This is a genomic window from Streptomyces sp. GbtcB6, assembly GCF_019091475.1.
Taxonomy (GTDB): Bacteria; Actinomycetota; Actinomycetes; order Streptomycetales; family Streptomycetaceae; genus Streptomyces; species Streptomyces hyaluromycini.
The window spans coordinates 34,063-47,988 of the sequence record NZ_JAGXJL010000041.1 but is presented as its reverse complement, the minus strand read 5'-3'; the positions used below and the strand labels follow the sequence as shown (position 1 = coordinate 47,988).

14 protein-coding genes are annotated in these 13,926 nt (G+C 72.2%); 7 read left to right on the top strand and 7 right to left on the bottom strand.

The window, feature by feature from the left end; all coding sequences use genetic code 11:
• Window positions 1–23: 23 nt before the first annotated feature.
• The 5 genes from KVT45_RS42150 to KVT45_RS42130 all read right to left on the bottom strand — a co-directional run bounded on the left by KVT45_RS42150 (window position 24) and on the right by KVT45_RS42130 (window position 4,931).
• A complete protein-coding gene (locus KVT45_RS42150; RefSeq protein WP_217554755.1) occupies window positions 24–698 on the bottom strand; it encodes a GNAT family N-acetyltransferase in 675 nt (224 codons plus the stop codon).
• Complete coding sequence (locus tag KVT45_RS42145; RefSeq protein WP_217554785.1) at window positions 695–2,113, bottom strand: HAMP domain-containing sensor histidine kinase; 1,419 nt, start codon at window positions 2,111–2,113, stop codon at window positions 695–697. Before KVT45_RS42145 ends, KVT45_RS42150 begins: the two co-directional genes overlap by 4 nt.
• Window positions 2,114–2,188: 75 nt before the next feature.
• A complete protein-coding gene (locus tag KVT45_RS42140; protein WP_217554754.1) occupies window positions 2,189–2,935 on the bottom strand; it encodes a response regulator transcription factor in 747 nt (248 codons plus the stop codon).
• A gap of 299 nt (window positions 2,936–3,234) precedes the next feature.
• Window positions 3,235–3,825, bottom strand: coding sequence for an FMN reductase (locus KVT45_RS42135; RefSeq protein ID WP_217554753.1), 591 nt, complete (start codon window positions 3,823–3,825; stop codon window positions 3,235–3,237).
• Complete coding sequence (locus KVT45_RS42130) at window positions 3,822–4,931, bottom strand: LLM class flavin-dependent oxidoreductase (protein ID WP_217554752.1); 1,110 nt, start codon at window positions 4,929–4,931, stop codon at window positions 3,822–3,824. Before KVT45_RS42130 ends, KVT45_RS42135 begins: the two co-directional genes overlap by 4 nt.
• Before the next feature lie 211 nt (window positions 4,932–5,142).
• Between KVT45_RS42130 and KVT45_RS42125 the strand changes: the two genes are divergently transcribed.
• Window positions 5,143–6,177 (top strand): thaumatin family protein, encoded by a 1,035-nt coding sequence (locus KVT45_RS42125; RefSeq protein WP_217554751.1) that lies wholly within the window; start codon window positions 5,143–5,145, stop codon window positions 6,175–6,177.
• Window positions 6,178–6,249: 72 nt separating this feature from the next.
• Here the strand turns inward: KVT45_RS42125 and KVT45_RS42120 are convergent, their stop codons facing one another.
• The gene (locus KVT45_RS42120; RefSeq protein ID WP_217554749.1) at window positions 6,250–8,205 is read right to left on the bottom strand and encodes a sigma-70 family RNA polymerase sigma factor; all 1,956 of its coding nucleotides are present in this window, start codon (window positions 8,203–8,205) and stop codon (window positions 6,250–6,252) included.
• 173 nt (window positions 8,206–8,378) lie between these two features.
• Between KVT45_RS42120 and KVT45_RS42115 the strand changes: the two genes are divergently transcribed.
• Together KVT45_RS42115 and KVT45_RS42110 are read left to right on the top strand one after the other, a co-directional pair.
• A complete protein-coding gene (locus KVT45_RS42115) occupies window positions 8,379–9,401 on the top strand; it encodes a thaumatin family protein (RefSeq protein WP_217554747.1) in 1,023 nt (340 codons plus the stop codon).
• A gap of 135 nt (window positions 9,402–9,536) precedes the next feature.
• Window positions 9,537–10,430 (top strand): alpha/beta fold hydrolase, encoded by an 894-nt coding sequence (locus tag KVT45_RS42110; protein WP_217554745.1) that lies wholly within the window; start codon window positions 9,537–9,539, stop codon window positions 10,428–10,430.
• Between the two features lie 61 nt (window positions 10,431–10,491).
• Here KVT45_RS42110 and KVT45_RS42105 read toward each other — a convergent pair whose 3' ends face one another.
• Window positions 10,492–10,962 carry a hypothetical protein gene (locus KVT45_RS42105; protein WP_217554744.1) on the bottom strand — a complete coding sequence of 157 codons (471 nt, stop codon included), beginning with the start codon at window positions 10,960–10,962 and terminating at the stop codon, window positions 10,492–10,494.
• A 128-nt stretch (window positions 10,963–11,090) separates the two neighbouring features.
• On the opposite strand from KVT45_RS42105, the gene KVT45_RS42100 reads away from it, so the two are divergent.
• The 4 genes from KVT45_RS42100 (at window position 11,091) to KVT45_RS42085 (ending at window position 13,809) form a co-directional block, all read left to right on the top strand.
• Entirely contained in the window at window positions 11,091–11,423 is a 333-nt protein-coding gene (locus KVT45_RS42100; RefSeq protein WP_189266375.1) for a YnfA family protein, read from the top strand.
• Window positions 11,424–11,591: 168 nt separating this feature from the next.
• On the top strand, window positions 11,592–12,350 hold the full coding sequence (locus KVT45_RS42095; protein ID WP_217554743.1) for an SDR family NAD(P)-dependent oxidoreductase: 759 nt from the start codon (window positions 11,592–11,594) through the stop codon (window positions 12,348–12,350).
• On the top strand, window positions 12,350–12,532 hold the full coding sequence (locus tag KVT45_RS42090) for a hypothetical protein (RefSeq protein ID WP_217554787.1): 183 nt from the start codon (window positions 12,350–12,352) through the stop codon (window positions 12,530–12,532). The genes KVT45_RS42095 and KVT45_RS42090 overlap by 1 nt, the downstream gene beginning before the upstream one ends.
• An 11-nt stretch (window positions 12,533–12,543) precedes the next feature.
• The gene (locus KVT45_RS42085) at window positions 12,544–13,809 is read left to right on the top strand and encodes a tyrosine-protein phosphatase (RefSeq protein WP_217554742.1); all 1,266 of its coding nucleotides are present in this window, start codon (window positions 12,544–12,546) and stop codon (window positions 13,807–13,809) included.
• Window positions 13,810–13,926: the final 117 nt, after the last annotated feature.

Below are 13,926 nucleotides of genomic sequence, written 5' to 3'. Positions count from 1 at the left end.
ACGGTCACCCGGTGCCCCGATCATCACCCGACCGCGGCCGCCCCGAACAGGTACCCGCGCATTCCGACCCGCCCGTACACCGCGATCGCGGCCGGGTTGCCGGCGTCCACCATCAGCGCGGCCCGGCCGTGGTCCCGTACCAGCGCGTCCACGACGAAGCGGGAGACGGCCGCCGCCAGTCCCCGCCCGCGGGCCTCGGGGCGGGTCACGACCCCGGCCATGAAGCCGCACCCGGCCGCCGACCAGGCGTCGGCGGCCACGGCGAGAAGGCTGCCCGAGTCGTCGTGCACGCCGGCCCAGCGGCGGACGCCCGGGCGGCCCGGCTGCGCGTAGGAGTCCGGGAAGTGGCCGGTGAAGAGCGCGGCCGCCGCCGCCTCTCCCCGCTCGTCGAGCCACGCCACCCCAGGTGCCGGATCCGCCGGCCGGCGCGCCGTCTCCATCCACAGGAAGCGGCGCCCGCCCGGCACCAGGCCGGGTGTCGCCCGTACCAGCTCGTCGATCAGCTCGGACCGCCCGAAGGGGCGGTAGGCCGGGCCGACCTCCGCCAGGACGTCCCGTACGAGGGGCAGCGCGTCCTCGGGCGCCCCGGCCACGGCGATCCGGTCGCGCCCGGAGAGGGCGGGAGCGGCCACGGCGGTCGCCGTGCCGTACCGGAAGACACGGGCGTGCGGGGTACGGGCCCACACCAGGTGGTTCACCCGCGCCGCACCCCGCCCGCGAGCCCGCCGCCCACCGTGAACCCGATCACCGCGCCGCCGCCCTCGCGGCGGAAGGCGAAGGGGGCGCCGCCGTGGGCCATGGCGACCTCGCGGACGATGGAGAGACCGAGGCCGGAGCCGGGGAGGGAGCGGGCGTCGGCGGCGCGGTAGAAGCGGTCGAAGATACGGATCAGGTCGCCCTCGGCGATACCGGGGCCACGGTCGAGGACCTCGACGCGGACCGTGCCGGGCCGGGCCGGGCCGGTCACGCTGATCTCGATGGGGGCCTTGCCGTCCCGGTCGAACTTGGCCGCGTTCTCGACGAGGTTGGAGACGGCCCGCTGGAGCATCCCCGGGCGGCCGTCGGTGGTCGTGTCGCCGGCGGCACGGAGGACGATCTCGCGGCCGGTACGGCGCCGGGCCAGCCCCGCCACGTCCTCCGCGATGTCGGCCAGGTCCACATGGAGCGGGGGCTCGGTGTCGGACTGCCCGGCCGCCAGGTCGACCAGCTCGTTGACCAGGTCGGTCAGCTCGCGCGCTTCCTGGCCGAGGTCGGCGACGAGTTCGTCACGGGTCGCGGGCGGGAGTTCGTCGATCCGGCGGAGCAGGGAGATGTTGGTACGGAGGGAGGTCAGCGGGGTACGGAGCTCGTGGCCCGCGTCCTGGACCAGGCGCCGCTGGTCCTCCTCCGACTGGGCGAGCCGGCCCAGCATCCGGTCGAAGGCGCGGCCCAGCCTGCCCACCTCGTCCAGTCCCGTCACCGGCACCTGGATACCGAGCTGCCGGGTGCGGGCCACGTTCTCCGCGGCCGAGGTGAGGATCACCAGCCGGCGGGTGATCCGCCGGGCCAGCCACCAGCCGAACAGCCCGGCGGCCACCACCACGGCCGACATCAGCAGCAGCGTCCGCTGCTGGAGCGCCTGCAGCAGATCCTCCGTGTCGCTGAACTCCTGCGCCACCTGCACCGCGCCCCGCCCGCCGCCGAGCGAGACCGTGGCGATCCGGAACAGGTCGTCGCCGGCCCGTACATCCTTGTGCTGGACCGTCTTCCCGGCCGCCGTGGCGGTGGCGGCCGCCCGGTCCGCGTCCGTGACGGGCAGCACCGGGCTGCCGTGGTCGACGATCTCGCCCTGCGCGCCGAGCACCTGGACGTCGGTGCGGGCCGGGCGGAGCAGGTCGTGGCCGCGCCGGGAGGAGGAGAAGTCCACCGGGTCCATCTTGTGCTGCCGCACCTCGTCCTGGACGTCGGAGACGACCTGCGTGAACACCGACTGCTCGTCGACGCGGACCAGCCGGGCGGCGGCGTTGTAGGACAGGATGCCGACGACGATCGTGACGGCGGCGGTGATCGCCGCGAAGGAGACGACGAAGGTGGTGCGCAGGGAGACGAGCTTGGGCCGGCGCCGGGCCAGCATCCGCCTGAGCCGCGCGGGAAGCCCGGGCCGCCCCGGCCGCCCGGGCTTCCCCGGCGGCTTGAGGCGGCGGCCCACTCAGTCCTCCCGCAGCACGTAACCCACGCCCCGGACGGTGTGGATCAGCTGCGGGGCGCCCGGCTCGTCGAGCTTGCGGCGCAGGTAGCCGACGTAGACGGCGAGGTTCTTGGAGCCGGGGCCGAAGTCGTAGCCCCAGATGCGGTCGTAGATCGTGGAGTGGTCGAGGACGATGCCCGCGTTCCGCGCGAGCAGCTCAAGGAGCTCGAACTCGGTGCGGGTCAGCTCCAGCTCGCGGCTGCCGCGCCAGGCCCGGCGGGCCTGGAGGTCCATCCGCAGGCCGGCCGCCTCGACCTGCCGGTCGGAGACCTGCGGCTCCCGGCCGGGCTCGGCGGCGACACCGCCGCCACCGCTGCCGCTGCCGCCGCCGGTGGTCACCGGCAGGGTACGGCGCAGCAACGCCCGCAGCCGGGCGAAGACCTCTTCGACGTCGAAGGGCTTGACGACGTAGTCGTCGGCACCGGCGTCCAGTCCCGCGATCCGGTCGGCGGTCTCGACCAGCGCGGTCAGCATGAGGATCGGGGTACGGTCCCCTTCCGCCCGCAGGACGCGGCAGACCTGGAGGCCGTCGATGCCGGGCATCATCACGTCGAGGACGAGGACGTCGGGGCTGGTGCGGTGGGCGTGCGCCAAGGCCTCCACACCGTCAGCGACCGCCGTCACCTCATAACCCTCCAGGGTGAGGGCCCGCTCCAGGGCGTGGCGGATGGCGCGGTCGTCTTCGGCGAGCAGCACAGTCTGGGGCACCTCCCCAGTCTGCCAAGGCCTCCGGCGGTTCTGCCGTGGTGAGCGGGCCTACGATCACCCTTTTTACCTGCCTCTCACCGTCACAGAGGCAACCGGGGGCCGCGATTCGGGTCCGGGTGGGTGGGGGGCCGTGATCGTTCGGCTGCGGGTGCGCGGGGGCTGGTCGCGCAGTTCCCCGCGCCCCTTGCGGGGCGCTGGCAGCTACTCAGCTGCGGGCAGTCGTGCCGCTGGGGCGGCACGGGTGGGCGCAGCGGCACCCCGCCGACGCGGGCGAGTGAAACCCCCCGCCCCAGCCCCCCTCAGCTCGCGGCCAACCTCGCCAGCTGCTCCGCGAACGGCACGACCGGCAGAGCCTCGGGCTCCTCATGCGCCGCCCGGCTCAGCCCCTGCATCAGCCCGGCCAGCTCCCCCGCCGCCCGCTCGACCCGGCCCTCCAGCCCCTCCGCTCCCCAGTCCTCCGACGCCGCGTACACGCCCGTCGGCACGACCACCGCCCGCAGGTACGCGAACATCGGCCGCAGCGCGTGCTCCAGCACCAGCGAGTGCCGTGCCGTGCCCCCGGTCGCCGCGATCAGCACCGGCTTCCCCGCCAGCGCGTCCTTGTCGAGCACGTCGAAGAACGACTTGAACAGCCCGCTGTAGGAGGCCGTGAACACCGGCGTGACCGCGATCAGCCCGTCCGCCCCGGTCACCGCCTCCAGGGCCGCCGCGAGCCTGCGCCCGGGGAAGCCGTTCGTGAAGTTGTGCGCGATCTCGACCGCGAGGTCGCGCAGCTCCACCACCTCGACCTCGACCCGGGCCTGCCGGCCCACCGCCGCTGCCAGCCGGTCCGCCAGCAGCCGCGTGGACGACGGCACGCTCAGCCCCGCCGAGACGACGACGAGCTTCATGCCCCGACCTCCTTCTTCTCGGCCTTCTTCTCCTCCGCGGCGGCGGCCAGCAGCGACGCGTGCGTCGGCGCCTCGGGAACGTCCGCCGGACGGCCCTTCGCGAACTCCTTGCGCAGCACGGGGACGACCTCCTCGCCGAGCATGTCGAGCTGCTCCAGGACCGTCTTCAGCGGCAGCCCCGCGTGGTCCATCAGGAACAGCTGGCGCTGGTAGTCGCCCGCGTACTCGCGGAAGCCCAACGTCTTCTCGATCACCTGCTGCGGCGAGCCCACCGTCAGCGGGGTCTGGTCGGTGAAGTCCTCCAGCGAGGGCCCGTGCCCGTAGACCGGAGCGTTGTCGAAGTACGGCCGGAACTCACGCACCGCGTCCTGCGAGTTCTTGCGCATGAACACCTGGCCGCCAAGGCCGACGATCGCCTGCTCGGGCGTGCCGTGCCCGTAGTGCGCGAACCGCTTCCGGTAGAAGTCGACCATCCGCTTGGTGTGGTCGGCGGGCCAGAAGATGTTGTTGTGGAAGAAGCCGTCGCCGTAGTAGGCGGCCTGCTCCGCTATCTCGGGCGAGCGGATCGAGCCGTGCCAGACGAACGGCGGTACGTCGTCCATCGGCCGCGGGGTGGAGGTGAAGCCCTGCAACGGCGTGCGGAACTTGCCCTCCCAGTCGACGACGTCCTCGCGCCACAGCCGGCGCAGCAGGGCGTAGTTCTCGATGGCGAGGTTGATGCCCTCGCGGATGTCCTGACCGAACCAGGGGTAGACCGGCCCGGTGTTGCCGCGGCCCATCATCAGGTCCACCCGGCCGTCGGCCAGGTGCTGGAGCATCGCGAAGTCCTCGGCGATCTTCACCGGGTCGTTGGTGGTGATGAGGGTGGTGGAGGTGGAGAGGATCAGCTTCTCCGTCTGCGCGGCGACGTAACCGAGCATGGTGGTCGGCGACGACGGCACGAACGGCGGGTTGTGGTGCTCACCCGTCGCGAACACGTCCAGACCGACCTCCTCGGCCTTCAGCGCGATCGCGACCATCGCCTTGATGCGCTCCCGCTCGCTCGGCGTCCGCCCCGTGGTGGGGTCCGGCGTGACGTCGCCGACCGTGAAGATCCCGAACTGCATGCTCGCTCACCCTCCATGTTGTTTACGATTCAACTATACCCACAGAACGAGACCCCGCCGCCACCTATTCCCCACACCCGCCGGCCCGGCCCCTGCCCGGCTCCCGCCCGGTCGCCGCCGGCAGCCACCCCGTTTCCGTTATCCCGCCGCAAGCGTCCAGGTCTCCCCTACGACAGCCCACACCCGTGGGAACGGACAGGAGCCCCGTGACATGCAGCACCACCGCCGCCGCCGACCCCGCCGGTACTCCGGCCTCGCCGCCACCGCCGCCGTAGTCCTCACGTGCCTCGCCCTGGTGACCGGCGTGGTGCTGGCCCGTATGCAGACGGGCCCGGCATCGGACCGGCGGACCACCACCGCCGGCCCGGCGGCCACACCCCGGACGACGGACGCCGCCACCCCCCTCGCGAGCCCCTCCCGGAAACCGTCGCCGTCCGGCTCGGCCTCGGCCTCGGCGGCCCCGCACGCCCGCACCTCGCCCTCGGCCAAGGCCTCGCCCTCCCACAGGGCGGCGCAGCAGCCGACGGCCGCCGCCAAGGCCCCCGGCAAACGCACCATCACCCTCGTCAACCGGCTCGACCAGACCATCTGGCCGGCCATCGCCGCCGACCCCAAGCACCCGGTCGAGGCCACCGGCTGGGTCCTGCGCCCTGGCGCCAGCCTCAGCTTCTCCATCCCCGACCACTGGGACGTCCGCCTCTGGGCCCGCACCGGCTGCTCCTTCGACGCCGCGGGCGACGGCACCTGCCTGAGCGGCGGCTGCGGCCACTTCCAGTGCGGCTCGACCTGGGGCGAATTCCCCTCCACCCTCGCCGAGTTCAACCTGAACGCCTGGAACGGCATGGACTTCTACGACGTCAGCCAGGTCGAGGGCTACAACCTGCCGATGTGGATCAACAGTTACGGCGGCACCTCCACCGACAAGGTCGACAGCAACGGCTGCACCGCCGCCGGCTGCGTCAAGGACACCATCGCGACCTGCCCCAAGAAGCTGCAACGCGTCCGGGACGGCCATGTCGTCGCCTGCCTGAGCGCTTGCCTGGTGTTCAACACGGACCAGACCTGCTGCACCGGCGCCTACGCCGCCCGCCCCCAGTGCGTGCCCTCTTCATGGCCCGTGAACTCCGCCGCGGTGTTCAAGGCGGCCGACCCCAACGCCTACTCCTACGTCAACGACGACGCGACCAGCGTCTTCACCTGCTCCGGCGAGTGCGGCTACCGCGTCACCTGGGGCGTGAGCCCATAGCCTGAGGGGGCCGGTGTCGACGGCAGCCGCCGCACCGGCCCCCTCCGTTCAGCGCGCCGTTCAGCGCCCCGCTCAGCGCGCCGCCTGGAAGGCCCGGCCCGCCGCAGTGGCCGCCGTACCGCTCGTGAAGAGCCCGCTGCTCGCCTTCGACGGGTCCGCACCGAGCCCGAACCACGCGTAACGCTGCACGTACGGCAGCGCGTCGAGCGCCTTCGTGGACGCCGTGACGAAGTCCGCCTGCTGCTGCGCCGACGGGAAACGGGTCCCCTGCGAGAAGTCGATCAGCGCGTACTCGGTCAGCCAGATCGGCTTGTGGTAGCGCGCGTACACCGCCGCCAGGTACTGCTTCAGCTGCGCCACGGCCTGCGGGGTGCGGAAGTCACCGCCGTACCAGTGCAGCGTGATGAAGTCGACCCGGTACCCCTTCGCCTTCGCCCCGGACATGAACCGGTCCAGCCAGCCGCCGGCCGTGTCCCCGCCGTACGCCACCGCCGGGCTGCCCAGCACCTTGCCCGCCGCCATCAGCTTGGGCCACAGCCCCAGCGCCTGGTCCACGGTCATGTTCGACTGCTGCGCCATGTCGGGTTCGTTGAAGCCCAGGAGGTACGGCCCCTCGGCACGCGCCTGCGCCAGCGACGCGTCGGTGACGGACGCGGCTCCCCAGGCCATCGGCACGAAGGAGGCCGAGGACGGGGTCGTCACGCCCTGGTGCTGGGTGTTCCAGGTGTAGTACCAGCTCGCCCCGCTCGCGGCGAGCGCCTGGCTCACACCGTTGAACGACCACACGCCGACGCCCTTCTTGGCACCGGAGGCCACCTGGACCGGAGCCGCGGTGTGCTTCGAGGGGGTCGGCTTGACCGACGGTTTCGGGGACGCGCTGCGGGAGGGGGACGGCGACGGGGAGGCGGAGTGCGTCGGGCTGGGACTCGGGGACGCCACGGCGACCGGCGTCGGCGGCGCATGCGTCTCCGCGGCCGGGACCGACGGGCCCGCCGTCATCCGGGCCGCGACCAGTGCGACCGCCGCGACGACCGCGACCGCCGCCGAACCGCCCACGACGGCCTGCTTGCCCACGAGACGCCTGCCCACCCGCCTGCCCGCACGCCCGTGCCGCCGCCGCAGGGCCCGGCCCCCGCCACCCCCGCCACTCGCACCACTCGCATCGGCGGACGCGGCGCCATGGGCCCCGGTGACATGCGATGCGGTGACATGGTGCGCGGTGACATGGGCCAGCACCCGCGCCGGGTCGAGGCCGGCCGGTACGGCCACCAGCGGCAGGCCGCTCAGCAGCCGGTCCATCGGCAGCAGCCCCCGCTCCAGGCCCGCGCACACCCCGCAGCCACGTATGTGACGGCCGAACCGCTTGCGCCACAGCGAACTCGGCGTGCCGTCCCACGGCGCGGCGATCTCGTCCAGCTCCGCACAGCGCGGGTCGGCCCCCAGCCCCCGCACCACACACCGCGAGACCTCCATCTGCTTCTTCATCCGCTGCACCCGCACCGCGGCATGCCGGTCGGACAGCCCCAGCGCACCGGCGAGGTCCGCGCGCTCCAGGTCGCCGGTCTCCTCCAGCCACCACAGGGACAGCAGCTCCTGGTCGTCCGCATCGAGCCAGCGCGTCGCCTCGGCGACCTCCCGGCGCTGCTCGGTCAGACCCAGCCGCAGGATGGTCAGACCGGCGAAGTCGAGCGCCGGGTCGGTGATCGCCTCCGCGTCGTCCAGCCGCGCCCGGCGATCCCGGTCCGTGGCCCGCGACTGCTCCCGGTTGCGTACCTGCCGGATCGTGATGGCGACGAGCCACGACCGGAACGCGGACGGATCCCGCAGCTTCTCCAGCCCGCGCACCATGCGCAACAGCGTCTCCTGTACGACGTCGTCGACATCGGCATGACCGTTCAGGGCCCGGCCGACGATGTTGTAGACCAGCGGCAGACACGCGGTCACGAGGTGCTCCAGGGCCGCTCTGTCACCCGCGCGAGCGGCCGTCACCACGCCGGGGTCGGGTCCGCTCCGATGGTTCTCGGTCATGTGGGTCTGTTCCTCCGCGCAGAGTCCGGCTGTCGGAACGGAGACCCCGCGCCAGACGCGGGGACAACAGAAAAACCGGCGAGTCGGCTTCGCAATTTATGTTGTACGGCCCCCGTCGAGGAGGTCACCGAAAGGCAGGCACACATCTGGCACAGCCCGAGGAAGGCACAAGGATGGCACGAGGACGCAGGAGACACGGCGCGAGACCACCGCGACGCCGCTGGTGGTACGCCGGCGCGGCCGCCCTCGCGACGACGGCCACCGTACTCATCACCTACGGGATGTGGACCCCGGCCGGAACCCAGGCCGCGCACCCGGACCGCCGGACGACGGCCGCGGCCCTCCCGTCCGCGCCGTCCGGCACCCCGCTCTCCCCGTCACCGAGCCCCAGCACCTCCCCCTCCGCCTCGGCGAGCGCCAAGGCCTCGGCGTCCGCGTCGGCGAAGACCACGCGCAAGCCGACGACCCCCGCATCCCACCAGGCCGCCAAGACCACGCAGCCGGCCACCGCCCCCGCCGGCAAACGCCTGATCACCGTCGTCAACAAGACCCAGAAGACGGTGTGGGCGGTCGTCACCAACACCTCTGTCTACCCGGACGGCCGCAAGCTGGCCCCCGGCCAGAGCCTCTCGGTGACCGTCGCGAACAACTGGGGCGGCCGCATCTGGGGCCGTACCGGATGCACCGGCACGGCCGCCGGCCCCTGCGCCTCCGGCGACTGCACCAGCGTCTGCAACGGCGGCAACCCGCCCACCACCCTCGGCGAGTTCACCTTCGACGCCTACGCCGGCATGGACTTCTACGACGTGAGCATGGTCGACGGCTCCAACCTGCCCATGTACATCAACGTCTCCCACACCACGACCACCGACCCGGTCGGCTCCACGGGCTGCTACAAGGGCACCTGCACCACGGAGATCAACTGCCCCAAGGCCATGCAGGCCCTCTCCAACGGCCAGGAGATCGGCTGCAAACCGCCGTGCGCGGCGTTCGGCGGCGACACCTACTGCTGCCGCGGCGCCTGGGCGGGCCGCGACAACTGCGTCCCCTCCAAGTGGCCCGTCGACTACACCCAGGTCTTCAAGCGCGCCGAGCCCTACGCCTACTCCTACGCCTTCGACGACGGGGCGACCATGCCCTGCAAGGGGGCCTGCTACTACCGGGTGACCTTCGGCACGACAGCCGGCTCCACCTGATCACCACGGCCGGCAACGGAGCACGGGCCCCCGGGGCGGTTCACCCGGACGGCCCGTGCACGGGGACACACCGGCAGGCGCCCCGGACGCTGGAATCCCGGGCGTCTCCCGACGCTCCCGCACCGAAGGACCGGCATGCACATATCCCGCGCCTCCCGCGAGCCCCGCGAGCCCCGCACGACCCGCCGCACCGTGAAAGCCGTGAAAGCCGCCCGCTGGGGTGCGGCACTGCTGGCCCTGTCGGGGACGACCTCCGTCCTGGCCCCCGTGACGGCACAGGCCGGCGGTCCGAGCGGCGACCCGGGCCGGGCGAAGCCCACCATCGTGCTCGTGCACGGCGCCTTCGCCGACGCGTCGAGCTGGACCGGTGTCGTGCAGCGGCTCCAGCAGAACGGCTACACCGTGGCCGCACCGGCCAACCCGCTCCGCGGTGTCGCCCAGGACTCGGCCTACCTCGCGAGCTTCCTGAAGTCCATCAGCGGGCCGATCGTCCTGGTCGGCCACTCCTACGGCGGTGAGGTGATCTCCCAGGCCGCCGTCGGAAACGGCAACGTCAAGGCCCTCGTGTACATCAACGCGATCATGCCCGACGCGGGAGAGTCGCAGGCCGTCCTCGCCGCGAAGTTCGCCCCCGCCCCGCTCACCCAGGCGCTGAAGCAGGTGCCCTTCCGGAACGCCGACGGCACCACCGGCACGGACGTGTACATACAGCCGGGCCGACTGCGCCAGGTCTTCGCCGCGGACCTGCCCACGAGCCAGACCGACATCATGGGAGCCACCCAGCGTCCGATCGCGATGTCGGCGTTCGCCGACAAGCTCACCGGCGCCGCATGGCGGACCAAACCCGTGTACGCCCTCGTCGGCAAGGAGGACCGGGCGATCAACCCGAGCCTGGAGCGGTTCGAGGCGAAGCGGGCGAACGCCCGGAAGACAGTGGAGATCGACTCCTCGCACGTGTCCCTCGTGTCCCACCCGCAGGCGGTCAAGGACCTGATCGTCAACGCCGCCGAGGACTACATGTGGAAATGAGGACCGCACCCTGAACCAGGGCGGAGGCCCGGCCCCCGGGCCTCCGGCGCCCGGCACGCACTCAGAACGCGTACGAATCCCCGGTCGCCAGCACCAGCACCCGCTGTTTGTCGTTCGTCCTGTCCTGGTCCACCGCACCCCCGCCCCACGCCACGTCCACCTCCAGCCGCACCTCCGCCGGCTGATCCCGCAGCCGTACCGGAACCACCAGCTCCGTGCCGGGCACCTCGACCGCCAGCGGCCCGGTGTCGCACACCACCTCCCGGTCACCGGTGCGCGCGCACCCGCCCGGCAGCTGCTGGGTGTCCGCCAGCGCCGCCGACGAGGCCAGCCGCACGCTGGCAGCCGTCACGCCGTCCGGCCCGTGGTTGCGCGGGATCACCAGGACCTCCACCAGGTCCCCGCTCAGCACGGCGGACCCGTGCACCTCGAGATCGGCGTTCCCGGCCCAGGCGGTACCGCCGCCCCCCACGACCAACGCGCCCACCGCCACCACCGCCACACCGACCACCGCCGGCCCACCACGACGCATCGCCACACCACCCGTCCCGTCCGTCTCCGGTATTCACACTCCGGCATTCGTACGGATGTATGCCACCCGGGCCCCGCCGCAGGCGCCCCCCATCAGGTGACACCCGCAGGCCGTGGCAACCTGCACGCATGCTCATCCTCCGCTCCGCCGCCCTGTTCGTCGTCGCCGCGTTCTTCGAGATCGGCGGCGCCTGGCTGGTCTGGCAGGGCGTGCGCGAGCACCGCGGCTGGCTCTGGGTCGCCGGCGGCATCCTCTCCCTCGGCGCCTACGGCTTCGTCGCCACCTTCCAGCCCGACGCCCACTTCGGCCGCATCCTGGCGGCATACGGCGGCATCTTCGTCGCCGGCTCGATCCTCTGGGGCGTAGTGGCCGACGGCTACCGCCCGGACCGCTGGGACCTCACGGGGGCAGCGATCTGCCTGGCGGGCATGGCCGTGATCATGTGGGCACCAAGAAACTGACGCCGAGGACACCCACCTAAGGGGCGCGGGGCTGTATTTGATTTGCGGCTGCCGCCGCGTGGGCGCGAACAACCCCCACCGGCCCGCAGCCGCCCGATTCCGCACCAACCACGGCGCCTAGAATCTCCAAAGCAAGCCGCACATATAAACCCCGCTGAGGAGCAACCCATGGCCCCGTCCCGCATAGCGGTAGTCACCGGCGCCAGCAGCGGCATCGGCGCCGCCACCGCCCGCAGGCTCGCCGAGGCCGGCTACCGCGTCGTCCTCACCGCCCGCAGGGCGGACCGCATCGAGGCACTGGCCAAGGAGATCAACGAGGCGGGGCACGAGGCGACCGCCTACCCCCTCGACGTGACGGACCGCGCGGCGGTCGACGAGTTCGCGACGGCCTTCAAGGCGGTGGCCGTCCTCGTGAACAACGCCGGCGGAGCCCTCGGCGCCGACCCGGTGGCCACCGGCGACCCTGCCGACTGGCGCACGATGTACGAGACGAACGTCATCGGCACCCTGAACCTCACCCAGGCCCTGCTCCCCAAGCTGGAGGCGAGCGGCGACGGCACGGTGGTCGTCGTCTCCTCCACCGCCGGGCACGGCACCTACGAGGGCGGCGCCGGCTACGTCGCCGCCAAGCACGGCGCCCACGTCCTCGCCGAAACCCTCCGCCTGGAGATCGTCGGCAAGCCGGTCCGCGTCATCGAGATCGCCCCCGGCATGGTCAAGACGGACGAGTTCGCCCTGACCCGCTTCGGCGGCGACGAGGAGAAGGCCGCGAAGGTCTACCAGGGCGTCGCCGAGCCCCTGACCGCGGACGACGTCGCCGACACCATCGCCTGGACGGTGACCCGCCCCAGCCACGTCAACATCGACCTCCTGGTCGTCCGCCCCCGCGCCCAGGCCTCCAACACCAAGGTCCACCGGGACCTGTGATGCCGGACACCGCGATGCCGGACGAGGACCCAGCGGCCACCCTGGAAAGGCAACTGGAAGAACACCGCCTGAAACAGGAGACCAAGAACGAACGCCATGTCTGGTACTTCCTGGCCTACTTCCTCTTCGGCATCCACATCATCGCCTTCGTGATGATCTACGCGGTACGGCACGCGAAGTAGGCTCGCGGCCCGTGGACAGACACATATCCTTCGACGGGCTGCACAACTTCCGTGACCTGGGCGGCTACCCGACCGCCGACGGCCGTCGAGTCCGCCCCGGCCGGCTCTACCGCGCGGACTCGCTGGGAAAGCTGGACAAAGGCACGCGGGACTGGGACCGCTTCCTGTCCCTGGGCATCCGCACGGTCATCGACCTCCGCCACCCCTGGGAGGCCGAGGGCCGGGGCCGTATCCCGTCCGACCCCTCCTTCACGTACCACAACCTCAGCATCGAGCACCGCCCCTACGACCAGGCGGCCCTGGCCCCCGACATCGACCCCGGCCCGTACCTGGCGGAGCGCTACACGGAGGTGGCGGAAGACGGGGTGCAGGAGATCCGCAGGGCACTGGAGCTGGTGGCCCTGTCGGCTGAATCGGACACCCCCCTGGTCTTCCACTGCGCGTCCGGCAAGGACCGCACGGGCCAACTGGCCGCGCTGATCCTGGGACTGGCCGGGGTACCCGAACCGACGGTCGTCGAGGACTACACCCTCACGGAACTGGCGACGCCCGCCCTGCTGGCCGGCTGGAAGGCGAGGAACGAGGGCCGCGAGCCGACCTGGCTGGGCTTCGGCCGCGCCCCGGAATCGGCGATGCGCCTGTTCCTGTCCTCGCTGAAGGCCCGCCACGGCTCGGTCGAGGAGTACGTGACGCGAGCACTCGGCCTGGACGCGAGCGCGCTGCGCGACTCCCTCCGCAAGACCCTCCTCGAACCCCGCCCCACCACCTGGCCGCAGCTGTCCTACCGCAAGGCCACCCCGCTCGACGCCCGCACCCTGGTCCGTCTCCGCGACTCCGCGGCCCTCTGGCAACTGGCCCGCGGAATCGACCAGTGGAAACCGGGAGAGAAGGACGAGACGCACTTCCGCACCCGCATGCGGGAAGGCGAGGTATGGCTGGCCCACGCGGGCCCCCACCTGGCCGGCGCCTACGAACTCTGGTGGGACGACCCGGCGGCCTGGGGCCCCCGCCCCGCCGACGCGGGCTACCTCCACCGCCTGATGACGACCCCGCACACGGCCCCACCGGGCACGGGCCGCCACCTGCTGACCCAAGCCGAATCCCGCATCGCGGCAACAGACCGCCCCTACGCCCGCCTCGACTGCCTCACCTCCAACCCCCGCCTCCGCGCGTACTACGAGTCGGCGGGCTACCAGGTCGTAGGCGAACAGCCCGCAAAGGACGGCGGATCGGGCAGCCCGTATTCGGTGACGCTGATGGAGAAACGACTCCGGTAACTCACAGGAGTGAACATCGTCGATCACCCGAACGACCTCTGAACACCCGACCCAGGCTCGCACCACACCATCAACTCGACGGCCCTCGGCAGGGAACGCCATCCCAGCCGAGGGCCT